17 protein-coding genes are annotated in these 24,184 nt (G+C 57.2%); 6 read left to right on the forward strand and 11 right to left on the reverse strand.

The features are described 5' to 3' along the window. Positions 1-30: 30 nt before the first annotated feature. From D882_RS0123275 to D882_RS0123295, 5 genes are all read right to left on the reverse strand, one after another. Positions 31-1,044, reverse strand: coding sequence for a GlxA family transcriptional regulator (locus tag D882_RS0123275; RefSeq protein WP_027925463.1), 1,014 nt, complete (start codon positions 1,042-1,044; stop codon positions 31-33). A gap of 226 nt (positions 1,045-1,270) precedes the next feature. Then, positions 1,271-2,044: a hypothetical protein gene (locus D882_RS0123280; protein WP_027925464.1), complete on the reverse strand. Its 774-nt coding sequence runs from the start codon at positions 2,042-2,044 to the stop codon at positions 1,271-1,273. A gap of 275 nt (positions 2,045-2,319) precedes the next feature. Continuing rightward, positions 2,320-3,207: a helix-turn-helix transcriptional regulator gene (locus D882_RS0123285; RefSeq protein ID WP_027925465.1), complete on the reverse strand. Its 888-nt coding sequence runs from the start codon at positions 3,205-3,207 to the stop codon at positions 2,320-2,322. After that, the gene (locus tag D882_RS0123290) at positions 3,204-4,622 is read right to left on the reverse strand and encodes an aminotransferase (RefSeq protein WP_027925466.1); all 1,419 of its coding nucleotides are present in this window, start codon (positions 4,620-4,622) and stop codon (positions 3,204-3,206) included. Before D882_RS0123290 ends, D882_RS0123285 begins: the two co-directional genes overlap by 4 nt. 30 nt (positions 4,623-4,652) lie before the next feature. Next, complete coding sequence (locus D882_RS0123295; RefSeq protein WP_027925467.1) at positions 4,653-5,759, reverse strand: polyamine ABC transporter substrate-binding protein; 1,107 nt, start codon at positions 5,757-5,759, stop codon at positions 4,653-4,655. Between the two features lie 229 nt (positions 5,760-5,988). Between D882_RS0123295 and D882_RS0123300 the strand changes: the two genes are divergently transcribed. From D882_RS0123300 to D882_RS0123315, 3 genes are all read left to right on the forward strand, one after another. Continuing rightward, positions 5,989-6,768 (forward strand): enoyl-CoA hydratase, encoded by a 780-nt coding sequence (locus D882_RS0123300; RefSeq protein WP_027925468.1) that lies wholly within the window; start codon positions 5,989-5,991, stop codon positions 6,766-6,768. Beyond that, on the forward strand, positions 6,768-7,949 hold the full coding sequence (locus tag D882_RS0123305) for an acetyl-CoA C-acyltransferase family protein (protein ID WP_027925469.1): 1,182 nt from the start codon (positions 6,768-6,770) through the stop codon (positions 7,947-7,949). Before D882_RS0123300 ends, D882_RS0123305 begins: the two co-directional genes overlap by 1 nt. A gap of 375 nt (positions 7,950-8,324) precedes the next feature. Next, entirely contained in the window at positions 8,325-9,620 is a 1,296-nt protein-coding gene (locus D882_RS0123315) for an EAL domain-containing response regulator (protein ID WP_324188495.1), read from the forward strand. Positions 9,621-9,828: 208 nt separating this feature from the next. On the opposite strand, the gene D882_RS0123320 is transcribed toward D882_RS0123315, so the two are convergent. Both D882_RS0123320 and D882_RS0123325 read right to left on the reverse strand, forming a co-directional pair. Further along, the gene (locus tag D882_RS0123320) at positions 9,829-10,251 is read right to left on the reverse strand and encodes an outer membrane protein assembly factor BamE (RefSeq protein ID WP_027925471.1); all 423 of its coding nucleotides are present in this window, start codon (positions 10,249-10,251) and stop codon (positions 9,829-9,831) included. Between the two features lie 69 nt (positions 10,252-10,320). Beyond that, complete coding sequence (locus D882_RS0123325; RefSeq protein WP_050590231.1) at positions 10,321-13,653, reverse strand: YadA-like family protein; 3,333 nt, start codon at positions 13,651-13,653, stop codon at positions 10,321-10,323. Positions 13,654-13,982: 329 nt separating this feature from the next. On the opposite strand from D882_RS0123325, the gene D882_RS1000000132740 reads away from it, so the two are divergent. Continuing rightward, complete coding sequence (locus tag D882_RS1000000132740; protein ID WP_155953746.1) at positions 13,983-14,966, forward strand: hypothetical protein; 984 nt, start codon at positions 13,983-13,985, stop codon at positions 14,964-14,966. A 27-nt stretch (positions 14,967-14,993) separates the two neighbouring features. Here the strand turns inward: D882_RS1000000132740 and D882_RS0123335 are convergent, their stop codons facing one another. Genes D882_RS0123335 through D882_RS0123345 form a run of 3 tightly spaced genes read right to left on the reverse strand, consistent with a single transcriptional unit; the run spans position 14,994 to position 20,484 of the window. Further along, a complete protein-coding gene (locus tag D882_RS0123335) occupies positions 14,994-18,647 on the reverse strand; it encodes a transporter substrate-binding domain-containing protein (protein WP_027925474.1) in 3,654 nt (1,217 codons plus the stop codon). After that, positions 18,648-19,274, reverse strand: coding sequence for a response regulator transcription factor (locus D882_RS0123340; protein ID WP_027925475.1), 627 nt, complete (start codon positions 19,272-19,274; stop codon positions 18,648-18,650). Positions 19,275-19,320: 46 nt separating this feature from the next. Beyond that, positions 19,321-20,484 carry an EAL domain-containing protein gene (locus D882_RS0123345; RefSeq protein WP_177327622.1) on the reverse strand — a complete coding sequence of 388 codons (1,164 nt, stop codon included), beginning with the start codon at positions 20,482-20,484 and terminating at the stop codon, positions 19,321-19,323. A 523-nt stretch (positions 20,485-21,007) separates the two neighbouring features. On the opposite strand from D882_RS0123345, the gene D882_RS0123350 reads away from it, so the two are divergent. Both D882_RS0123350 and D882_RS0123355 read left to right on the forward strand, forming a co-directional pair. Then, complete coding sequence (locus D882_RS0123350; protein ID WP_027925477.1) at positions 21,008-22,129, forward strand: HlyD family secretion protein; 1,122 nt, start codon at positions 21,008-21,010, stop codon at positions 22,127-22,129. After that, on the forward strand, positions 22,126-23,718 hold the full coding sequence (locus tag D882_RS0123355) for a DHA2 family efflux MFS transporter permease subunit (protein WP_027925478.1): 1,593 nt from the start codon (positions 22,126-22,128) through the stop codon (positions 23,716-23,718). Before D882_RS0123350 ends, D882_RS0123355 begins: the two co-directional genes overlap by 4 nt. On the opposite strand, the gene D882_RS0123360 is transcribed toward D882_RS0123355, so the two are convergent. Continuing rightward, positions 23,719-24,159, reverse strand: a complete 441-nt coding sequence (locus D882_RS0123360) for a carboxymuconolactone decarboxylase family protein (protein WP_027925479.1) — start codon at positions 24,157-24,159, stop codon at positions 23,719-23,721. It lies immediately after the preceding gene. Positions 24,160-24,184: the final 25 nt, after the last annotated feature.

Below are 24,184 nucleotides of genomic sequence, written 5' to 3' on the forward strand. Positions count from 1 at the left end.
CCTCTCCTGCCGGGAGAGGGCGTGGCGGGTTCATTTGACCAGCCGTTTTTCCTTGGACGGCCGGTAGCCGAAGTACGAGCTGTAGCACTTGCTGAAATGGCTCGGCGAAACAAACCCGCACGCCACCAGCACGTCCACCTGGGACAGCTCGGTGTGCTGCAACAGCCGACGCGCCTCAGTGATGCGCAGTTCCATGTAATAGCGCTGCGGCGTGGTGCCCAGTTGTTCCTTGAACAGGCGCTCCAGTTGCCGACGTGAACGTCCGGCGTACACCGCCAGTTGTTCCAGCTCCAGCGGTTCTTCGAGGTTGGCGTCCATCAGCTTGACCACCTCGCGCAACGGCGCGCTGACGCAGATGTTTTCCGCCGGTTTGATCCGCCGGTAACGCGACTCTTCAAACGCCAGAATGTCCTCGATGCCCTCGACCAGGGCTTTGTCGTGCAGCCCTTTGATCCAGTCCAGCGCCATATGGAAAGCCCCCGAAGGACTCGACGCCGTGAGTCGGTCACGGTCAATCACATAGGGTTCGCTGGTGACCTGTGCCGCTTTGGACACTTCCGCCAGTGCCGGTCGATGCTCGGGGTGAATGGCACAACGATAACCGTCCAGCAGGCCAGCGCTGCCGAGGAACCAGGCGCCATTCCACAGCCCGGCCAAGGTGACGCCGCGCTCTGCCGCCGCCCTGAGCAGGTGGACGAAGTCATCGGCGACTTTCAGCTCCGTGCGGTAGCCGCCACACACCACCAACAGGTCCAGTTGCTGAATCGCCGCGGCATCGAAACGCGCGTCAGGCCGGATCACCAGGCCCAGATCACTGACCACCTCACCGTCATGCAAGCCAAACGTTCGCGAGGCGAACAGGCCGGGACGCAACAGATTCGCGGTGACGATCGTATCCAGTGCCTGGGTGAATGCCGGCAGCGAGAAGTGTTCGAGCAGCAAAAAGCCTGTGCGCGTTATCGGCACAGGCTTGTCCGCAGGTTCGTTGAGATAGCGGAGGTTTTTACCCTTCATGCCGCCGCTGAATTGCCGTCGTTCGATCAATGTCCGACCCACTCGATTACGTTAACTACAGAAGTCAAAACCCGTGGAATCATTATGCGACAGATCCGGCGGGCTGGAAGCCGGTCGACGTCAGGTTGGCGAGACTGCGTGCTTTTCTGTCCGCTGATCGCAGCCTCGCCAAGGCTCGACAGCTGCTACGGGGAAAGTGTTGATCGTTCCCACGCTCTGCGTGGGAATGCCACCGGGGACGCTCTGCGTTGCGTCTTCAGAGATTGCGCGACAGCGCCCGGCGTACGCTGTCGCTGTTCAGCGCAGGGCTTTGTGCCGGAGCATCGACGCGGTTCTGAACCGCTTTCGCTTCGTCAACAGGGCTTTCCTCCTCAATCACGATGTCTGCCTCGACAAAGAGCTCTACCTGTGCAGAAGGTTGCACCACGTGGGCAGGACTTGGCGCCCGGCTGCGATTACCGGCCAAAGTGTCCAGTTTGTCGAGGTAGGCATTCAAATCGCTGACCAGCAGTTTCTTGCGCTGGGAGCCCTGGTACCACGCGTAGCAAAAATAGCCCGCCCCCGCCAGGATACCCAGCCCGCCTGTAGCCAGACCCGCGACACACAACCCGGACACGATCATCACGGTCTTCCAGTTGAAGGGCGCCAGCTCCAGCTCGGTATGCAGTGCGTTGGCGTCACGCAACACCCAACGTTTGGACGCCGTGTGATTCTGCAGAATGGTGTGCAAGGGCGAACCATCCTTTTTCAACGCACTGATCAACGAGACTTCCTGACCCGTGCGTAATGGAATGTCCACGCCACGCAGCTTTACATCGTGTTCGACGCCGTCCGGGGTCTTGACCCAGAACTCATGATTGATGATCGACACCGAACTGATACGCACCGGCGTTACTTCACTGTCCTTGCCGTTCACATGAACGCCACCGGTGGACGTCACGCGGGTTTCGCTGAGCTTTTCGCTGCCCACCACTTCACCGCTCAAGACTGTGAAAACAACGGTTGTATCGCCATGGGTGAAGGTGTGCATTTTCGATTCCTTGAAAGGTCCGCATCGGTCGACGTACAGGAGAAAGATACGTATGCGGCGGATGCTACTAAGCAGCCATCAGGCTGTCCAGAAATCGCCGCCGCTGGTGACGCGGACCGAACGGCGATTATGCCGTCACGACTCTCAAGAAATTTCTAAGAACTGGTGGCCAGTGACGATATTTTGACCCTGGTCGTTAAACGCGAAGACTGACCACAAAGATTGTGCTCAACCCCTCTCCTACAGGGGTTTGGGGGTGGGTTGTAGATTTGGGTTCAGTGCTGGCGCAACCACTCGATAAACAGCGCAAACAACTCTGACTGCGACCCGACTTCCAGCTTCAAATACAGATTCTTGCGGTGCATGCGCACCGTCTCCGGCGAGATGCTCATCTGGCTGGCCGTGGATTTCACCGAATGCCCCCGAAGCACCATGTGCGCCACTTCCCGCTCGCGCTCGGTCAAGACGTCGCAGCCAAAGTTTTCGAAGGCGGACTGCACGCGTTGCTTCAGATCGTCACTTTCAGTGACTGCGCTTTGCACCAGGCCACGACGGCCAAACTCACTGACAAATTCCCGTACCAAAGGCTCCACCGCGCGCAACAGATTCAACTGCTCCGCCCGCAGGCTTTCCCCGCCAAATCCCTGAAACAGGCTGACCGAGACCTGGCTGTCATGCCCCGTATCGATCAGGTAAAAACTGTCCTCCGAACACCCGGTCTTCAAGTAATAAGTCTTGTAGTACTCGCTGTCGAAGAAGTTGTCCGGGGCGATTTCCTCCAGGTGATAAAACCCTTCGGCCAGGCCCTGCTCCACCGCCAGGCAAAACGGGTCGAGCAAGTAGCCACCGGAAAAATAGCGGTCGATGATCGAGTCCCGGTACTGCTCCGGGATACCGCGCTGGTACAGCAACTGCGGCGCGCGGTCCTTGTGTTCGAGGCTGATCATCACCGATTCGATGGACACCAGATGCCCGAACGCCGACGCCAGGTAGTGCAGCGCATCAGGCGCGTCGACATGGGCGAATGCCTCGCGCATGTCGCCGTGCCATTTGTGCAAGGCCCCGAAGGGCAATGCGATCAGCGTATCGTCGTTGGGTTTGCTCATGCCCCGCAGTCTAGCGGGAGAACCGACGCCGGGTAACCGCCGATTGATCGAACTCATTGCCCGACGTACTGGCCGCTTTTCTCAAGCTCGGCCGCCACTTCAAGAATGCACACCCGCAGGATCTCGACGATTTCATCGACCTGGGCGCACGTCAGGATCAACGGCGGCGACATTACGTTGAGGTGCATGATCGGCCGCACCAGCAAGCCTCGGGCCTGAGCCCGGGAGTGAATCATCTCGCCGATGTTGATCTCATCGGCGAACAACGCCTTGGTGCGTTTGTCGGCCACGAACTCCACGCAGGCCATGAACTTCTGGCAGCGCACATCGCCCACCAGCGGCAAGTCGCTGAGGGTTGCCAGGCGTTCTTCGAGATAGGCGCCGACCACCTCGACATGTTCCAGCAGGTGTTCGCGCTCGATGATCTCGATGTTTTTCAGCGCCGCCGTGCAGCACACCGGGTGGCCGCTGTAGGTGAAGCCGTGGGTAAAGCAGCGACCCTTGCCGGGCTCGGCGATGACTTTCCAGATACGGTCGGAAAAGATGCACGCGCCCAACGGCAAATAAGCCGACGTCAGGCCTTTGGCCGTGGTGATGATGTCTGGCTGCACATCGAACAGATCATAAGAAGCGAAAAATTTGCCCAGACGCCCGAACGACGTCACCACTTCATCGGCGACAAACAGAATGTCGTAGCGCTGGCAGACTTCCCACATGCGTTTCAGGTAACCCTTGGGCGGAATGATCACCCCGCCCGAGCCCATGATCGGCTCGGCAAAGAAGCCCGCAACCTTGTCCGCGCCGATGGCCAGGATCTTGTCCTCGAACTCCTTGATCAGGAACTCGAGAAACTGCGCCTCGTCCATACCGTCCGGTGCGCGGTAAGGATTCGGGTTGGAGACGTGGTGGATCTTGTCGTTGGCGTAATCGAATTCCGGCACGCGGTCGGCGGCTTTGTTGCCAATCGACATCGTCAGCGTGGTGGAGCCGTGATACGCGTTAAACCGGGCGATGACGTGCTTCTTCTGCGGTTTGCCACGGCAGTTCTGGTAGTACTGAATCAGCCTGTACGCGGTGTCGACGGCGGTGGAGCCGCCGGTGGTCAGGAACACATGATCGAGATCGCCCGGCGCCAGGCTGGCGAGTTTTTCGCACAACTGGATGGCGACGTTGTTGGACATGTCGGAAAACGGATTCGAATACGCCAGTTGCCGTACCTGATCGGCAATCGCCAGAGCCATTTCCTCGCGGCCCAAACCGATGTTGGTGCACCACATGCCGCCGACCGCATCGAGAAAACGGTTGCCGTGAGCGTCGTAAATATAGGCGCCGTCACCGGCCACAATGTTCAGCGCGCCCTGTTCGGCGTGTTCGTCGAACACGTGGTAGCCGTGCATGTAGTGGGCTTTGTCAGCCTTGATCAACTGGGCGTCATCAACAGCCGGCAGTGCTTTCAACGTTGGAGTAGCCATACAAAAACCTCAAACCGAAGGGTTAAACGATCAGATCCCGCTCTTCACCGTGCTCCAGACGCGGGTGATGGCGCGCATTTCCTTGGCGTCCTGGGTCTTCTGCGGAAACAGGCGCTGACGGGTTTCTTCATCGGGGTAGATCGCCGGATTGCTGCGCACATCGGCGTTGAGCAACGGCGTGGCCGCCGCGTTGCTGTTGGCGTAGTGGATGTAGTCGGTCACGTCCGCCATCACTTGGGGCTGCATCAAGTACTCAAGGAACTTGTGCGCGTTGGCCACGTGCGGCGCATCGGCGGGGATGTACATGTTGTCGAACCAGATCAGCGAACCTTCCTTGGGAATGAAGTACGCCAGTTTGATCTTCAGCTTGGCCTCTTCGGCGCGGGCCATGGCGGTGGCGTAGTCGCCGGACCAGGTCATGGCCATGCAGACATCGCCGTTGGGCAGGCTGGTCAGGTAGTTCACCGAATCGAACTTCTTGATGTACGGCCGCACGGACAGCAACAAGTCCTGTGCGGCTTTCAAGTCTTCCGGCGACGCACTTCGCGGGTCTCGTCCGAGGTACTTCAAGGCCAGCGGAATCACTTCGGTGGGCGCATCGACCAGGGTGACGCCGCAGTCAGCGAAGCGCGAGACGATTTTGGGATCGAAGATCATCGCCAGCGAACCAATCGGCGCGTCCGGCATGCGTTGCTTGATCTTGTCGACGTTGTAGGTGATGCCGTTGCTGCCCCAGGTGTACGGCGCGGAATACACGGTGCCGGCATCGAAGCCCTGCAAGTCCTGCAAGACTTTCGGGTCAAGGTTGGTCCAGCCCGGCAGCAACTTCTTGTCCAGCGGCTGGAACACTTTGGCCTTGATCAAGGGCGGCGCAAGGGAGGCATTCAATACCACCAGATCGTAACCGGAGTGCCCGGTCAGCAACTTCGCCTGGACGGTTTCGTAGGCATCAAAGGTGTCGTAAATCACCTTGATACCAGAGGCTTTCTCAAAGTCGGCGATGGTCTTTTCGCCGATGTAATCCGCCCAGTTATACAGCCGGAGCGTATTGTTTTCGTTCACGTCAGTGGCGGCGTGCACATTGAGTGTCAGCGGAACTAGCAACAGACTGGAAATCACCATGAGGGCCTTGCGCATAGCAAATTCACCTTATCAAGCGAAGTCGGTTCTGGACGACCGGTTGATGCCACTATTGAGTGATCGGGCCAACGGCACCATACCCCGAATGGGTGTGTGAACCTTTTTGCCGGCCAGCGCTGCGCGAAAACATGGCAAAAAGCAGCAGTTTCGTTGACTCGTTTTGTCATAGCTCCCGCGCCCGTCGGGCGCTTAGAGTGGCTGCCGGACAAAACGGGCGGGGCATTCCATGACTGAGCTGATCAAACAACAACGCAACGACGGCGTTTTGACGCTCACGCTCGACCGCCCCGACAAGCTCAACGCGCTGAACAACAGCCTGTACACGCAGTTGGCCGACCTGTTGCTGGCGGCAGATGAAGACGCTGACATCGGCGTGATCGTGATCACCGGCGGCACCACGTGCTTTACCAGTGGCAACGATCTGGCGGATTTTCTCGAGCACCCGCCGACGCATCTGGACAGTCCTGCGTTTCGCCTGATGAACGTCGTCATTCACCTGAAAACCCCGTTGATCGCCGCCGTGTGTGGCGCGGCCATCGGCATTGGCACCACCCTGTTGCTGCATTGCGATCAGGTGCTGGTGACGCGAAACGCCAAGCTGCGCGTGCCATTCGTCAACCTGGGCCTGTGCCCCGAGTTCGGTGCCAGCCTATTGTTGCCACGCCTGATCGGTCACGCCCGCGCCGCGCGTCTGCTGCTGTGGGGCGACAGCCTCGACGGCGCAGCGGCGGTTGCCTGTGGCCTGGCCAACGAGCTGTTCGACGACGGCCAACAATGCCTGGACGCCGCGCAGAATCTGGCCCGACGCCTGCTGGCCCTGCCGCAGGATTCACTGCGCCAGACCCGCCAACTGCTCAAACAGCCGTCGCTGCCGGAGCTGCAAGCCACTATTCGTCAGGAAAACCTGTTGTTCATCGAGCGCCTCAAGACACCTGAAGCGCAAACAGCGTTGACCGCCCTACTCAATCGCAGTACAGAAAAGCATTCACCAAGAGGAAAGCCGTAATGAACACCCCGGATATTTTTGTTGTCAGCGCCGCGCGTACCGCCATCGGCACCTTTGGCGGTTCGCTCAAAGACGTTCCGCTGGCCGACCTCGCGACCACGGCCGTCAAAGCCGCCCTGCAACGCTCCGGCGTCGACCCGGCGCAAGTTGACCATCTGGTGATGGGCAGCGTGATCCCGACCGAAACCCGCGACGCCTACATCTCCCGCGTGGCCGCGATGAACGCCGGCATCCCGAAAGAAACCCCGGCCTACAACGTCAACCGCCTGTGCGGTTCCGGCCTGCAAGCGATCATCAATGCCGCGCAAACCCTGATGCTGGGCGATGCCGAGATCGTCGTCGGTGCCGGTGCCGAATCCATGAGCCGTGGGCCTTACATCATGCCGGCCGCCCGTTGGGGCGCGCGCATGGGCAACATCCAGGCCATCGACTACATGCTGGGCATCCTGCATGACCCGTTCCACGGCATCCACATGGGCATCACCGCCGAAAACGTCGCCGAGCGCAACGGCATCACCCGTGAAATGCAAGACGCCCTGGCCCTGGAAGACCAGAAGCGCGCGGCCTTCGCCATCGCCAATGGCTACTTCAGCGAGCAAATCGTTGGCGTGGAAATCCGTGATCGCAAGGAAACCAAGCTGTTCAGCGTCGACGAACACCCTCGCGCCACCTCGCTGGAACAACTGGCGGGCATGAAGCCAGCGTTCAAGAAAGACGGCTCGGTCACGGCCGGCAACGCTTCCGGCCTGAACGACGGCGCCGCTGCGCTGGTCATGGCCACCGGCGCTGCCGTGCAGGCCAACAACCTGCGCCCGCTGGCCCGCCTGGTCAGCTACGCCCACGCCGGTGTTGAACCGGAACTGATGGGCCTCGGCCCGGTGCCGGCCACCCGCCTGGCGCTCAAGCGTGCCGGCCTGACCGTCGCCGACATGGACGTGATCGAAGCCAACATCGCCTTCGCCGCCCAGGCCTGTGCGGTCAGCCAGGAACTGGACCTCGACCCGGCCAAGGTCAACCCGAACGGCTCGGGTATTTCCCTGGGTCACCCGGTCGGCGCAACCGGCGCGATCATCGCCACCAAAGCCATCCACGAACTGCACCGCACCAACGGCCGTTATGCGCTGGTGACCATGTGCATCGGCGGCGGCCAAGGGATTGCAGCGATTTTCGAACGGGTTTAAGTGTCAACGCGGTGCCCGGTGCAACGCCGGGCATCGCAGCCGTTTGATGATTTCCTTCGACAACGGGTCGCAATCCATCAATCCCGCCCCTCCCTCGCGCCCTGGATTAACGCCCTGAGCCAGTTGCGGTGCCGTGCGGTTAGCCCTTGGGGAGATCGCCCCATGCAAAACTTCCAACCCCGCAAACAGCAAAGCCCCGTCGAGGGCCGGGATCATCAGGACCTGGAAGAAATTTTCACCCTGCTGGCAATGTAGAGAGACGCGCTGTGCGTACTTGACGGGAAGCGACATGGGTTGCCGTTATGCCGCGCAAAATGTTAAGCCGGCTATCACTAGGATTTTTCCTACATTTCAGTGGCTTCATGCCTACAAACCATGGGTCATTGGTGCGGCACTATTCAACTTTTTCAGGCCATTGGGCTATCAAAGGGCAATGGTTCTTTTACGATATTTTTGGATAGAAGATCATTGGCGATGAATAGCTTTCCGCTCCGTGCACTGGTTCTTGAGGACCATCCATTTCAGCGAGCGTTTGCAGTGAAGGTGCTGCAATATTTGGGGTGTACCGAGATCTTCGAAGCCGAAGACGGAGAGCAGGCGCTGGCGTTATTACAGCAGGTTGGCGGCGTGGATATCACGCTGTGCGATCTGCGCATGAATGGCATGGATGGCCTGGAATTCCTGCAGCAGGCGAGCCACTCCAATTTGGTGGGTGCGATCATCATCAGCAGCTCGATGTCTTCGGATCTGCGGTGCTCGGTACAGAAAATTGTTTCTTTGCTGGGCATGCAGCTATTGGGCGATGCCGGTAAACCCTTGCGACCGGAAGCATTGGCGCCGTTACTGGCGAAGTATTCGGCAAACACGCATAAACCCTCGCGTCGTGCCCCGGATCCGGGCCTTGAACTGCCGGACAGCCAGGAAGTCGCCCATGCCCTGCATGACCGGCAGGTGAAGGCGTATTACCAACCTAAAATCAATCTGCACACAGGCCAGGTTTATGGCGTCGAGGTGCTGGCCCGGTGGCTACACCCCATCAAGGGAGTTTTGTCACCGGCGTTCTTCATCCCGACACTTGAACATTGCGGGCTGATGGACGAGCTGTTGTTCGATCAGATGAACCAGGCCTTGGCGCTGCAAAAGCAAGTGGGCGAAAAGAACATTGACCTGAATTTTGCATTCAACCTGCAAACGTCTCAACTGGCCGGTGGTCAACTCACGCAGCGAATCAAATCGATACTCGATCACTTCGACCTCCCAGGTGCTGGCCTGACGTTTGAGTTGACCGAGAGCGGATTACTGGAAGCGACAGCGGCCAGCCTTGAAACACTGGTACGTCTTCGCATGATGGGTTGCCAATTGTCCATCGATGACTTTGGCGCGGGGTTTTCTTCGATCCAGCGTTTATGTCAGCTGCCGTTCAATGAAATCAAACTGGACACCGAGTTCGTGCATACCTTGCAGGAACAACGCTGCCAGACGGTGATCAGCAGCATCCTCGCACTGGGTGACTCGTTGGGCATGTCAGTGGTTGTTGAAGGAATCGAAACGCTAGAGCAACGTGACAAACTGTTGGAGCTGGGCTGCTCGAGAGGACAAGGCTATTTCTATGCTCGCCCGATGAGCGGCGCCGATTTGTTGTCGTGGCTGACTCCTGCGTCTTTGGGCTGACTGAATCTCCCTCCCTGTTTCGTAGACACTTCCAAATCCTAAAATGACGAAGGCCCCATAGGAGCCTTCTTCTTTGTAGCAGCGTTTCAGAGTGCAGTGACGCGAACCTCTACACGACAGTAGGCAGACAGGCACCAAAATCAAAAGCAGCATCGCTTTGCAACGTCACGTGCGTGAGCTACCGCTTTGGCAGGACAGGCGTCGCGCTTTACTCTGCATTGAGGTCAAGCACCCGAGCACAGGACTGCGGTAAAAACACATACGACTGTGCGACTTTGTTGTCGTCGAACATCACCTTGTACTGGCAGACCCGAGGCTCGTGGGTGCCGGGCTGTTGGAACTTGAAGATGTAATCCCACTCACGGACGTTGAACATGGCTTCGGAGAAGTGCGGCAAGCCAATCAGCTCGTAGAGTTGTGGCTTGGTCAGACCTGGCACGACCTTGCGCAAATTCTCCACGTTCACATAACTGCCTTCGGTACGGCTGGCATCCTTGAGCGCCGGAAACACCGGGTTGCTGGACTTGCCACTCGCATTGACATGGCTTGGGTTGGTACCACAAGCCGCCAGTGTTGCGGCCACGCCGCCGCTCAGCAGCAGACGCACCATTAATTTATTGAGCTTTTGCATAACATTCTCGACACGATAAAAAGGGAGAAGAGCCCGGCATACGCCGGGCTCTGGATCAACGTGAAAGGCTTACCACTGATAACCCACACCCACCGATGCGCCGAATTCGCGCTGGGTGTTGGTCGTGGCTTGCAATTTGGTGACCCAGCGGCCGTTATCCGAGATCCGCGACACGCCCAAGGCCATCGCCGATTCACCGCGATAGGTACCCATGGAGCCGGAGGTCATGCTGGCACCCGCGGCATACGGCTGAGGCAGCGCGGCCATGGCCATTGCACCGGCGACACCGGCGCTCAAGTCGTCATCCAACTGTTTGATGTCTTTGTTCAACGCACTGTAGACCGAGTTGGTGTAGGCATTGGCATTGTTGGTCGCGTCAGTCACGCCCTTGTTCAACTGGCTCAGGTTGACTGCGTCTGTCGGCGCCGTACCGGCGGCCACGTTGGTAATCTGGCGCTCGCTGCCTGCTGCACCTACCGAAACACTGTTGGCACGATCAGCCACCGAGTTGGCACCCAGCGCTACCGAGTTGTCCGCCTTGGCGTTGGAGCCATTACCCGTCGCCGTCGAGTTGTTGCCCGCGGCGATGGCGTTGGTGCCGACGGCCGAGCTGTTCTTGCCCGATGCCTTGGCACCCGCACCGCCCGCCATCGAGTCCTCTCCCGTCGCTGACGGTTTTGGCAGGTTGCTGGTGTTGTTGACCTGGAACATGCCATCGGTGCCGTTTTGCAGATGAGTGACATTCGTCACCGCCTGGGTCACACGGTTGTCGACACTGGAAATTCGCTTGTCCTGATTCACAACGGAGGTATTGATCGTGCTGATCGAGTCATCGGTGTACTTCTTCGACTCGGCCACAGCACCGTCCAGCTGACGCAGGTTAACCGCATCGGTGGCGTCCTTACCGTCCGCGACATTGCTGAGTGTGCGGGTTTCGCCCGTTGCCGCGTTGCCAACGGACACTGTTCCTGATGTAACGTTATCGGCGCCAGAGTACTTGCCGGTATAGGTTTCAGCTCCACGACCGCCATCGCTGGACCCGCTGCCCAATGCAACGCTGCCATCAGCAGACGCCTTGGCCCCGTTGCCCACCGCAATCGCATTAGCGCCCGAAGCATTTGCACCGTTACCCGAAGCCACGGAACCAGCGCCCGACGCTAGGGCATTCGGTCCGATGGCAACCGACTCGGCCCCACTGGCCACGGAGTCAGCACCCGACGAGTTGGCATGGAAATACTTGATGCCCCCACCGTTGGTGATGCTGTTGATATTGCCTTCGATATTCGTCACCCGATTATCGATGCCGGTAACTTGCTGGCCCAAAGCAAAAAGCTGCGAACCGTTGACTGCATCCTTGGAGTTGGCGCTGAGATCACCCGCCTCCACGTTGGTAATTTTGTTGACGGTGTTACCGCCATGGCTCGCACTGAAAGCACCCAGGCTGGAATCCCACAACAACGCGTCATTCGCCAGGTTGTTGATGTTGGTGGTGTTGGTGGCCACCTGAGTGTTGGTCTGGTTGAGCTGCGACATGTTCACCGCATCGCTGTCAGCGACACCATTGGCCACGTTGGTGATTTTGGTGCCACCGACGTGGGTGCTGTTGTCGTAGGTATCGCCACCCAGGGTGATGGTGTTGTGGGTGCTGTCGTCGTACTTGACCGCATCGGCCACAGAGGCCGCGGCGCCTGCTTCGACGGCTTTCAATTGCTTGACGTTGACCGCGTCCGCATCAGCGGCACCGGCCGACAGCCCGGTCATACGACGATCACCGATGTTGACTTCGCCTGTCGAGGTGCCGCCGACCCGGTAAGCCTGTTGACCCAGGGTGCTGCCATCCGCGACCGAGCCTGCGCCCAGTGCAACACTGCCGTCGTGGCTAGCCACTGCGCCCATACCGATCGCGACTGCATCCTGACCCGAAGCAACCGAATCCGTGCCGGTGGAGTTGGCGTGGAAGTACTTGGTGCCCGTCTCATAGAGGTTGGTCAGCGAGTTGCCAAGGTTGGTGATACTGCTGTTGGTTTCGGTCAATTGCGAATAATTCACCGCATCACTTGGCGCCTTGCCATCGGCCACGTTGGTGATGCGGGTGCCGCCGGTGTGGGTGCTGTTGTCGTAAGTATTGCCACCCAGGGTGATGGTGTTATGGGTGCTGTCGTCGTACTTGACGGCACCGGCATCGACCGCAGAGAGGGCCTGATTGGTCGCGTTCAGCTGGCTGCCGTTGATGGCGTCGGTACTGCTGGAATTGACCTGTCCCGCCGCTACGTTGATGATCTGGCGTTCCCCGTTGACGGAACCCACGCTCACCACACCTGACGGCGCGCCGCCCGCGTAGTTGTAGGTCGTGCCATTGATGACGCCTGTGGGCGTGGCCAATGCAGCTCGGTCGGTGCTGTTGTTGCCCAGCACCACACCGTTGTCCTGTGTGGTAGTGATGTTATTGCCCACCACAAATATGTTGTTATTCGCGACAGTGTTACCGTTACCCAAGGCGTAGCTGTTGTTGCCGGATACTCCTTTGAAATTGGAAGTAAGTCCGGTACCGATAGAACCGGAGCCACTGCCGGTCACCACGTTATCGGCGCCGATGGCAATGCTGGAACTGCCCTCGGCATGAGCAGACGTGCCCAACGCGATGGCGCTAAGCGCAGATGCTTTAGCTCTGTCGCCTACCGCCGTGGCACTCGAATCGCTCGCCACCGCCAGGTTACCGATACCCGTGCTGTTAATGCCCGATGCGATGGTCCAGGTACCTACCGCGATTCCGTTCGCACCCGAAGCAATCGGAGCATTACCGATACTGACTGAACTGTAGCCGGTGGCTTTGGTACCTGAACCAATGCCCACTGTGTAGCCTTCAGTGGCCTGAGCCCCGAAACCCAGCGCCAGAGACTTAACAATACTGGTGTTGCCACTCACCCCCGACACCGCGCCTTGACCCAGCGCCATGGTCTGCGATCCATAGGCCGCCGCGCCAGTACCGAGCGCGATGGCGTTGAACAATTGCGCCTTTGAGTTCGTACCAATGGCGATCGCGCCGCCCACGTGCCCATCAGCATCTACTGCGCCATCTGCTTTCGCAGTAGTGCCAAGCGCCAGGTCATTGACTTGCGCTGCGCTGGCTCCCTCACCGCATGCGAGCGCCTTATCCCCTGGCGCCGAGGGGGCCGTAACCCACGTCCCGTTAACCAGGCAGGTATTACCTGGCGCAGCCGAAGCAACGTTGATGGAACCGGCACCAAACAACAGTGCCGCCGTGGCGAGCTTAGTGGCCGAACTCATCTTCTTGAAGCCGCTGTCCAACGTTGAAGACTTGGTTTTGGAAGTTGCAAGTTCGGAAGCAACAACCCAGGTACTAAGTGTCGCATTCCAAACCAACTTGAATATCTTGTTCATTGCGTTTCCTGCTGAGCGTGTCGAGTGCCCCCAGATGAACTACCCGAGGCCGTAATGGCGACTTTAGATAGGTTGATTTGTATTTAATGTAGGAAATTTCCCAGCGCGCTTTCCTAACAAACACATTTCGACACGCTTTTGAGCTACGCCCTTTCGGTAGGAAATTTCCTACAAAAGCAGGGGCTTAGTCCTACATTTCCACCACTCTATTTGGTGAAGCATTCAGACACCCACGCAAAGGGATAACGATCTGCAGAGTTTCTCTGCTACAACCAAAACCACAAGATTTGAAGTGCCCCCAACCACTAAAGTCTGGAGTGAATTAATTCATGCCTAATGAGACACAGTCTTCCAGTCCAATGCCTAGTGTTTTGCGCCCGGCGACACCCAACAATCCGCCAAGCCATCAAAAATCAAAACAAGGCGCAATACTTGGCCAAGGGGAAAACACTGCACTTACTTCCCCCTTTATTCCGCCAACCGGCTCGGTGAAACCGGCGCCGCCCCCTGTAAAATCGAAACCGACCGCCTTTCAAGTGCCTAAAATCTGCCCTCTGTGCAGGACCCATCACACCGGTGCTTGCGCGACTAAACAGTCGACTCCACCCTCTTCCGACGCCGGAAAACCTGCTACCGCTCAAGAGATCCTCGACAAATATAAGAGCGGTTATGCTGCAACAGATAGAGTACTGCCCTTCACCCTCATGAAAGATGTAACAAACGACTCACTGAGCTTTTCTGAAAAGAAAGCCAGTCAAAAACATCTAGATAAAGTATCGAACAAGAAATTCGCCCTCCGACACTACACAAAATCAGTCGATGGACCACCGACTTACAACACCATCAACCCGAACTTTGAGCTGGTGAACACAGGTGTTAAAACACTTAATAGAACTCAAGGGAGCAATACAAACGAAGACGACTGGAATCGCCTTGGCAATACCGCATTTACGTTCTTTTTGTTAGCCATTGACGGAAAGGTTTCTGAACGGAGGTTTTTGGCCTCCATGACACATTATGCAGAATTTGATTTGGAAGACCCTGCACTGTTGTCCAGCCTGGGACTCGACACCGCCGAGTTTTTTGCATCTCCAGATTTACTGCATGAGAAAAACTTGTCCGCAGTCAAGGCTGTTAAAGGTCCGTTAAGTGAGCTGAAGTCTTTAATGATTGCCAGCTCAGAGCTTCAGCCTATTCAGTTGGGCATTATGCACGCCGCCCCTTTGCTTGAAGTCATTGACACCAAGTTCCAGGGAAGCCTGGAAATTAAAATTCCAGGTTCGGTTCCTGTGCCCCGATGGATTCCGGTCTAAGGAGCGATGACCCGCCAGCCTCTACGTTTAAGCCACGTAGAGGCTCAGCTTATCGGCCAATTGCTCCATCTCCCGCTGCAGCTCATCCACCGCTTCGGCCAATCGGGAAGTGTCCCGCCCCGTGCAGACGACTTCAAGATGCTCACAGCACTGAATCAGTCGCTGAGCCCTGATGATGCGCGCTCCCCCCTTCACCCGGTGCGCCAGGCCCGACAATGCATTCAGGTCGTGCTTGGTGAACAACTGAATCAACCGTGCCATGTCTTCTTCATTCGCCGTGGACAGATCACCAATCAGACTATTGATCGACGCTTTGTCGCCCCGAGTCAGTTGCTCAAGGCTGCTCAGGTCAATCTCATTGCTGCCGTGCACCGAGGTCTGCTCCTCACTTCGTTCCATCGGCGCTACAGCCTCCAGGCACGCCTTCAATTCCTCAAGCCCGATGGGCTTGAACAGACAATCGTCCATGCCTGCTTCGATGCAACGAACCCGCTCCTCCTGTTGGGCGTTTGCTGTATACCCCAGGATCAAACACGGTACACGACCTTGGGTACGCTCCTCTTCGCGGATGACCTGGGTTAACTCGTAGCCACTCATCATTGGCATGTTGCAGTCTGTGATCACTACATCGAACCATTGACTGCGCCAGGCTTGCAGCCCTCGCGCACCGTCTTCGGCATCGCTCACCCGGTGTCCGAGGTGGCTTAGCTGCTGAGACAGCAACAGGCGATTGGCGGGATAGTCGTCAATAACCAGCACATTCAGCACATGATGTTGCAGGGCCACGTCGAACGGCATCATCCCGGGCAATTCAGCCAGTGGCTCCAGCGCCGGCAAATTCAGATGGACTTCAACCTTTGTTCCCTTGCCGAAAACGCTGCTCATGAGCAAACGCCCGCCCATCATTTCGCAGAGCGTGCGACTGATTACCAACCCCAACCCAGAACCACTGCGCGCGGACTGGGTGTTATTGCTTGCCTGGGTAAACGGGCTGAACAAGCTCTGCTGATCTTCATCCGAAATGCCAATACCAGTGTCCTCAATGACTAGGGCGACGGTCATAAACTGCGAGTTTTTGGCGGGACGGGCCTGCAGGCTCAATCGAACCTGACCGTCCTGGGTGAACTTGATCGCGTTACTCAGCAGATTGGAAACAATCTGTTTGAAGCGTAAAGGGTCAACGAGCACATCACTTGGCATCTGGAAGTCCAGATCCAGTAGCAGGCTCAGACGTTTTTGCCGGGCGACACCTTCGAAAACCCGTAACACCGACTCAAGAAGTTCACGCAAATTGGCCCTTTCTGGCGACAGGGACAACCGCCCGGACTCGATTCGGGCAATGTCCAGAATATCGCCGATCAGGTCCAGCAGGCCATGAGCCGCGCCAGACGCAACCTCAATGGCAAACCGATCCGTGACGCCTTGATCAGCCTTTTTCATCGCAATTTCGAGCATGCCGATGACGGCATTCATGGGCGTGCGGATTTCATGACTCATGGTGGCCAAAAACAGACTTTTGGCCCGGTTGGCATCATCGGCATGTTCCTTGGCCTCGTCGGCGACCAGCTTTGCTTCACGTAACTGCTCGACAAGCGCCTGGCGTTCGCTGATGTCGATCCAACCGGCAATCACGCCACCCACTTCGCCATTACTGTCGCGGTACGGCAGCATCCAGTGATAAATCTGCAGTTCACGGTCATCCAACAACCTGATTACACGATCTTCAACCATAGACATGCCGGTACTGGTGATCCGCTGGAACTCCTCCTCATAACGGCTCGCGTCCTCGGGGTGAAGCAACTTCACTTTGCCCTTCCCAATCACCGCCTCGCGCTCTACCCCAAAGACCTTGAGGTAACTGGAGTTGCAGATCAGCAAAATTCCATTGCGGTCCCGGATGTAAATCGGATGGGGGGTGCCATCAATCAAGACCCGCATAAACTCCAGTTGCTCATTGAGTGCATGCTCAGCCTCATCACGCCTGCGCAACGCCACCTTCATATAAGCGATCCATACCAGCGCCAGCGCCAACAGCACCAAAAACCCACAAACCACTTCGACGATAAATGCTCTATTGCGCGCCCAATAGCTGTCTTCGACCATCACGTCGTTACGCCAGCGATTCCTTATTTCATCCATTTCCTCGGGGGGGATACTCAACAGTGCCTTGTCGAGAATGGAATGGAGTTCCAACGCCCCACGACTTGTCGCAAAGGCCATCTGCGCGAAGTCATTACCGACGGTGCTGACGATTCGCAACTGACCTTCAAAACGATGATTGATCATGTGACTGCTGAGGATCAGCGTACCGACCATCGCGTCTACTTCCCCGCGGATGACCATACTCATAGCGTGTTCTGAGTCGTCAGCCTCCACCAAGCGGATTTTTGGATAGTTGCTCATCAGCCATTCGTGCATATTATTATTACGAGTCAGCACCAATCGCTTACCTGCCAGTTGCTCGAGTGCAATGGGAATATCGGCATCTGCCTTGGCTATCAGCACATAAGGCGAAGCCAGGTAAGGTCGTGTGAAATGCAGCACACGCTCACGAACCGGACTCGGAGTGAGCGTTGCCAAGAATTCAGAATCACTGTTGCCAACCGCCTCCACCATCGCAGAAACCGACGGCACCACCTGAATATCAAACTTCAGCCCTGTGCGAAGCGATACTTTGCTCAACACATCATTGGCAATGCCGACAAACTCGCCACTTTTGTTAACAAAAGACAAAGGTGGATAGCCGCCCACTACATTGACCCGAACACTCGGATGCTCATCCAGCCATCGTTGCTCGCTGCTACTGAAATTCAGACGCCGCTTGCCTGGCATGTTCTCCCCACCCGCCCCCCAGCGGTTCATGATTTCCATGCGCGCACTCACTGGAATCGCTGCGATGGCCGCATTAACGACACGAATCAGGGTTTGGTTGTCGCTGTTCATGACGAAACTGAAGTCGCGAACTTCCATGCGCGAGAAGTCCGCCAACTCGACATTATTTATAAAGTTATTATTAATCAGGTAATTGGCGCTGACCGAATCACCAAGATAAACATCCGCCTGCCCAAACGCTACGGCACCAATGGCGCTCAGCATGGAGGGGTAAACTTGCAGGGTCGCTTTAGGGTAAAAAGCCCGTACGGCATCAGGGGAAATGTAGTGGTACAGCATGGCAATGGTCTTGCCGTTCAGGTCAACCGGCAAATCACCGCCGTCACCCTTGCGAGTGATTAATGTAGGTTTGTCATTGGCATAAGGATGGCTGAGCACCATGTTCGGAAACTGCGACTCGTATTCATTGGCCGTTCCGACAAAATCCACGTCTCCTTTTCTGACCGCGTCCACAACCTCACCGCGACTGTCATAGCGGCGAATTTCAACTTTGAGCCCTAGAAGCTCGCCAATCAACTGCGCATAGTCAATCGTCACCCCTTCCATCTGATCATGATTGATCGTCATATCGAACGATGCGTAATCGGGAGTGGAGGCCCCCAAAAGCAAAATGCTCTTGGAGCGCAACCAACGCCAATCCCGCTCATCGAGCGTTACGTGATAACCACCGTTAACGTTCGATCGCCCCAACAGCCCAAGCGTTTTCGGCTCGGCCTCAACCGTGGAGCTGAAGTGGGCAGCAAGAACAAGCACGACCAGCGACAGACAGATCTGAAGTGACTTCATCATTTAAAGCAGATCATTGCGTTTGGCGAAATCGGCCAGATAAACAACCGAGGTCACATTGAGCTTCTCAATCAGCCTTGCCTTGTAGGTACTAACGGTCTTGTTACTCAAGAGCATGAGGTCACCAATTTCCTTATTACTGAGCCCGTTCGCCAGTTGTTTGAGAATCGCCAGTTCTCTATTCGAGAGCGAACGAATCAGCTCGTCATCCGTGGCGCTTCCATCGCTTCGGCGAACAGATTGAGCCTGTATGTCTGGAAAGTAGCTATAACCCGACATGATGACCTTGACGCCCCTGGCCAGTTCATCAAGACCATCGGTTTTGGAGATATACCCGGCCGCACCTGCACTCATGCACCTCATGGAATAAAATTTTGCAGGCAAAGAGGTCAATACCAGGATCTTGGTCGGGATATCCAAAGCCCGAATACGCCGAATAGCTTCCAGACCGTCAAGCTTCGGAATAGTGATATCCAGTACAAGCATGTCAGGTCTATGTGCAATGACCAGTTGAACGGCATCGGCACCATTATCGGTTTCCGCTACGATTTCAAAATTTTCATTCGCCAACAGCATTTTGACCGACGAACGTATGAACGGATGATCATCTACAACGATTGCATTTAACATTTGAGTTCCTTGTTACTCCCAAGATAACCACGGTGCTGGAGGCCATTTACGGGTTCCTTTCGCGCAGCCAGTGCCGAAGCCCTTCCGCACACATTGGACGTCCCAGAAAAAAACCTTGCCCTTCTTCACAGCCCATTTGCAATAACGAATCCCGAACCCATTCGCTGCCGATGCCTTCGATAACGAGGCTCATGTTTAACGACTGGGCCAGCGCCAGCGTGCTGATGACCATGGTTTTACTGATGGGATGATGGAGTGTATTTACAAATTTCTTATCAAGTTTTATCTGGCTGAAAGGGAGACGACAGAGCAGTTGCAGTGAGGAAAACCCCAAACCAAAATCATCAATGGCCAGACCACAACCCAGCATACGCAAGCGCAAAAGGTTGTCTCGCACCTTCGGCTCGAGATCAAGCAAACCGCTTTCCGCCACCTCGAAAATCAATAACGAGCCTGGGAGTTCATAACGCTTCAGGGCGCCCTGTATGTAATCAGCGAAATCGTCCGAAGCCATTTGAGAGGCATGCAAGTTGAACGCAATCTCGATATTGGTGTTTTGTCTGCGCATGTCCCTTAAAAAGGTCAGGCCCTGCACCAGAACCTGCTCGAACATTTGGTGAATCAGATTGTTCGCCAGCACCTCGGTCAGAAAGTCACGAGGCAATAACAAACCCCGCGTCGGGTGATTCCAACGGACCAGCGCTTCCACGCCTGTCAAGGAGCCTTCGCGCAAAGCGAGTTTGGGCTGAAACCAGGCCTGAAACTCACCTTGCGCCAATCCCCTGCGGATATCGTTGGCGCACGTTGCCTGTTTCAATATCTCGGGTTGCACCTTGGACTCCCCCCTGCGTTGCCGGTACTGCTGAATCATCCGATGCAAGGGTCTCATCCGCATGGGCTGACTCATTACGCCGAGCAACTCCAGGCCAACTAAAAGAGCGGTTCTCTCCAGTGCACGACTCACCGCTGGCTCCAGGGTACTGCACAGCGCTACGGCCCTGACCAATCCTGCCCTCGCGGCCTGTTGAAGAAACTCCAGATGATCAAGGTCTCTGCCAACCAGGTCACACAATACGATGTCAACGCCACCTGAGACCTGTAACTCTCGCAATGCCTGCCGGGTATCTGAGGCTTGAAGAATATCTGTTACGCCCAATCGCCGGAGCATCATTACGTGAATACTGCGCGTAAACGCGTAGTCATCCAGCACCAAAACCCTCGGGTAATCCATTTTGGGTCAATCGCTCTTCTACCTTTATGAAGCGCTGAATACTGGGTAAAAAGCAGAACACTCGCCGTAGGAAATAGCCCCCTAGCTTGTAGGGAATTTCCTAGAGACCCACCAACAGCCCAACTGCGATTCGTCCGCTTCGTACGTGCAAGCAGACTCGCAGCAAGAACGCCAAGGAGGCGCCGTTGGGAAAAAACCCCCAGGCCAGTCGTGGCAGTCATTGGAAATCCTTTGGTTTTACCGAACGCATCCTTATGCGCTCGCTAAAAGGTTAACGGCCGCAGAGTCAGAACATAAATAGAATGACGACAAGAGAGCGATAGAAAAAAACATCTGGTCGAATCAACGCCACCAGATGCCGACTAAGCCGGATCACAACGTGGCTCCCCCTCTTTTCAACCAAACAACCACCTGACGACCGGCAAAAAAAACAATTGCCACTAAATATTACATACGTCATATTACCTGCGTAATAAACACCCGTTTCCTACAGGTAACCCCCATGACCAGCATGCCCAGCCTTGAAACCGACCAAGCTGTCCCGGTGAGCACGCCCAAGCCTCCCCTGCTCAAACGGTTGATTCTGCTGACAGCGGTTGTCGCTGCCCTGGTTGCGGGCGGGCTGTATGCCTCGCACTGGTGGACAACCGGTCGTTTCATCGAAGAAACCGACGATGCCTACATCGGCGGCGACGTCACGGTGATCGGCCCGAAAGTCGCCGGGTACATCGAAGAAGTGCTGGTGACCGACAACCAGGCAGTCAAGGCCGGCGATGTGCTGATTCGTCTCGACTCCCGCGATTACCGCGCCAACCTGGCCAAGGCCGAAGGTGCAGTGGCTGCTGAAGAGGCGCTGCTGGCGAATCTCGACGCTACCGAACAATTGCAGTACGCCGTGATCGGCCAGGCCCGTGCCGGGATCGATGCTGCGGGCGCGGAAACCTCCCGCTCCCGGGATGACAATGCCCGCTACAAAAAACTGGTGAGCACCAACGCGGTCTCGGTGGAAAGCGCTCAGCGCGCTGATGCTACGTTCAAAACCGCTCAGGCGATCAGCTCGCGGGCCCAGGCCGAATTGTTGGCCGCGCAACGTCAGTTGAACGTGATCGCCACCCAGAAACAGCAAGCCCGCGCCGCGTTGATGCAGGCCCGCGCCGAACGGGATCTGGCGCAATTGAATGTCGGTTACACCGAACTCAAGGCGCCGGTGGATGGCGTGATCGGCAATCGCCGGGCGCGGGTCGGCGCGTATGCGCAGGCCGGTTCGCAGTTGCTGTCGGTGGTGCCGTCCAGTGGTTTGTGGGTCGATGCCAACTTCAAGGAAGATCAACTGGCGCGGATGATTCCGGGCCAACGCGTGGTCATCCATGCGGACGTGCTGTCAGGGCAGGAATTCCACGGTCATCTGGGCAGTCTTGCGCCGGCCAGCGGCTCGCAGTTCAGCGTGTTGCCACCGGAAAACGCCACGGGCAACTTCACCAAGATCGTCCAGCGGGTGCCGGTACGCGTCATCCTCGATCCGGCTGACGGAGTGCTCGGTCACTTGCGTCCGGGCCTGTCGGTGACGGCTGAAGTCGACACCCGCAAAAGCGCTGACATCCCAGCCGTGGCCAGCGCACCATGAGCCGCGCCCTCGCCGCCCCTGCGCAGCCGTTCAACCCCGCCAACATGGCGACGGCGACCAAGGTGTTCGCCTTCGCCAGCATGTGCATCGGCATGTTCATTGCGCTGCTGGATATCCAGATCGTTTCGGCCTCGTTGCGTGACATCGGCGGCGGGCTCTCCGCCGGCACCGATGAAACGGCGTGGGTGCAGACCAGCTACCTGATTGCCGAAATCATCGTGATTCCACTGTCGGGCTGGCTGTCGCGGGTATTTTCGACTCGTTGGTTGTTCTGCGCATCAGCGGTCGGCTTTACCTTGGCCAGCCTGCTCTGCGGCGCGGCCTGGAACATCCAGAGCATGATCGCCTTCCGCGCGCTGCAAGGCTTTCTCGGCGGTTCGATGATTCCGCTGGTGTTCACCACGGCGTTCTTTTTCTTCACCGGCAAACAACGGGTGATTGCCGCCGCAACCATCGGCGCGGTGGCCTCGCTGGCACCGACATTAGGGCCGGTAATCGGCGGCTGGATCACCGACATTTCGTCCTGGCACTGGCTGTTCTACATCAACCTGGTGCCGGGTATTTTCGTTGCCGTGGCCGTGCCGATGCTGGTGAAAATCGACCAGCCGGAACTGTCGCTGCTCAAGGGCGCCGACTACCTGAGCATGGTGTTCATGGCGCTGTTTCTCGGCTGCCTGGAATACACCCTCGAAGAAGGCCCACGCTGGAACTGGTTCAGCGACAGCACCATGCTCACCACTGCCTGGATCAGCGGCCTCGCCGGCCTGGCCTTTATCGGCCGGACCTTGCACGTCGCCAATCCGATTGTCGATCTGCGCGCCCTGAAAGACCGCAACTTCGCCCTCGGCTGTTTCTTCTCGTTCGTCACCGGGATCGGCCTGTTCGCCACCATTTACCTGACGCCGCTGTTTCTCGGCCGGGTGCGGGGCTACAGCGCGCTGGACATTGGACTGGCGGTTTTCTCCACCGGGGTGTTCCAGATCATGGCGATTCCGCTGTATGCCTTTCTGGCCAACCGCGTGGATCTGCGCTGGATCATGATGACCGGACTCGGCCTGTTCGCCTTGTCGATGTGGGATTTCAGCCCGATCACCCATGACTGGGGGGCCAGGGAGCTGATGCTGCCGCAAGCGTTGCGCGGGATTGCCCAGCAATTGGCGGTGCCACCGGCCGTGACGTTGACCTTGGGTGGTCTGGCGCCAGCGCGGCTCAAACATGCTTCGGGGTTGTTTAATCTGATGCGCAACCTGGGCGGCGCCATCGGCATCGCCGCCTGTGCGACCATCCTCAACGACCGCACCAACCTGCATTTCACCCGGTTGGCGGAACACCTGAACAGCACCAACGAAGCACTGAACCAGTGGCTGTCGCAGGTCGGCAACAACTTTGCCACCCTCGGCCAGAGCGGTGACACGAGCGTCACTGCCAGCCTGCATCAGCTATGGCTGTTGACCTACCGCGAAGCCCAGACACAAACCTATGGCGACGCGTTTTTGATGATCATGGTCTGCTTCATCATCGCCACGGCGATGGTGCCCTTGATGCGCAAGGTGCAACCACCGGCCGCGCCGTCAGCAGACGCACATTGATCAGGCTTGAGGCATTTTGCGGAAACCAATCGCCAGACGGTTCCAGGCGTTGATGGTGGTAATGGCCACGGTCAGGTCGACCATTTCTTTCGGGCTGAACTCGGCGGTGGCCAGCTCGTAGTCTTCATCCGGCGCGTGGGTCTGGCTCACCAGCGTCAGGGACTCGGTCCAGGCCAGTGCCGCACGTTCACGCGGGGTAAAGAACGGCGTTTCGCGCCAGGCCGACAACGTAGCCAGACGGCGCTCGTCCTCACCGCCCTTGCGGGCATCGGCGCTGTGCATGTCGAGGCAGAACGCGCAGCCGTTGATTTGCGAAGTGCGCAGCTTGACCAGTTCGATCAGGTTTTTTTCCAGCGGCAGCTTCGACACCGCGGTTTCCAGGGCGATCATGGCTTTGAGCGCATCAGGGGAAGCGGTGTAGAAATCGATACGAGGTTTCATGGTGGACTCCGGTAGCAAGTGGGGA

This window comes from Pseudomonas sp. URMO17WK12:I12 (assembly GCF_000514395.1).
GTDB classification, from domain to species: Bacteria; Pseudomonadota; Gammaproteobacteria; order Pseudomonadales; family Pseudomonadaceae; genus Aquipseudomonas; species Aquipseudomonas mucoides.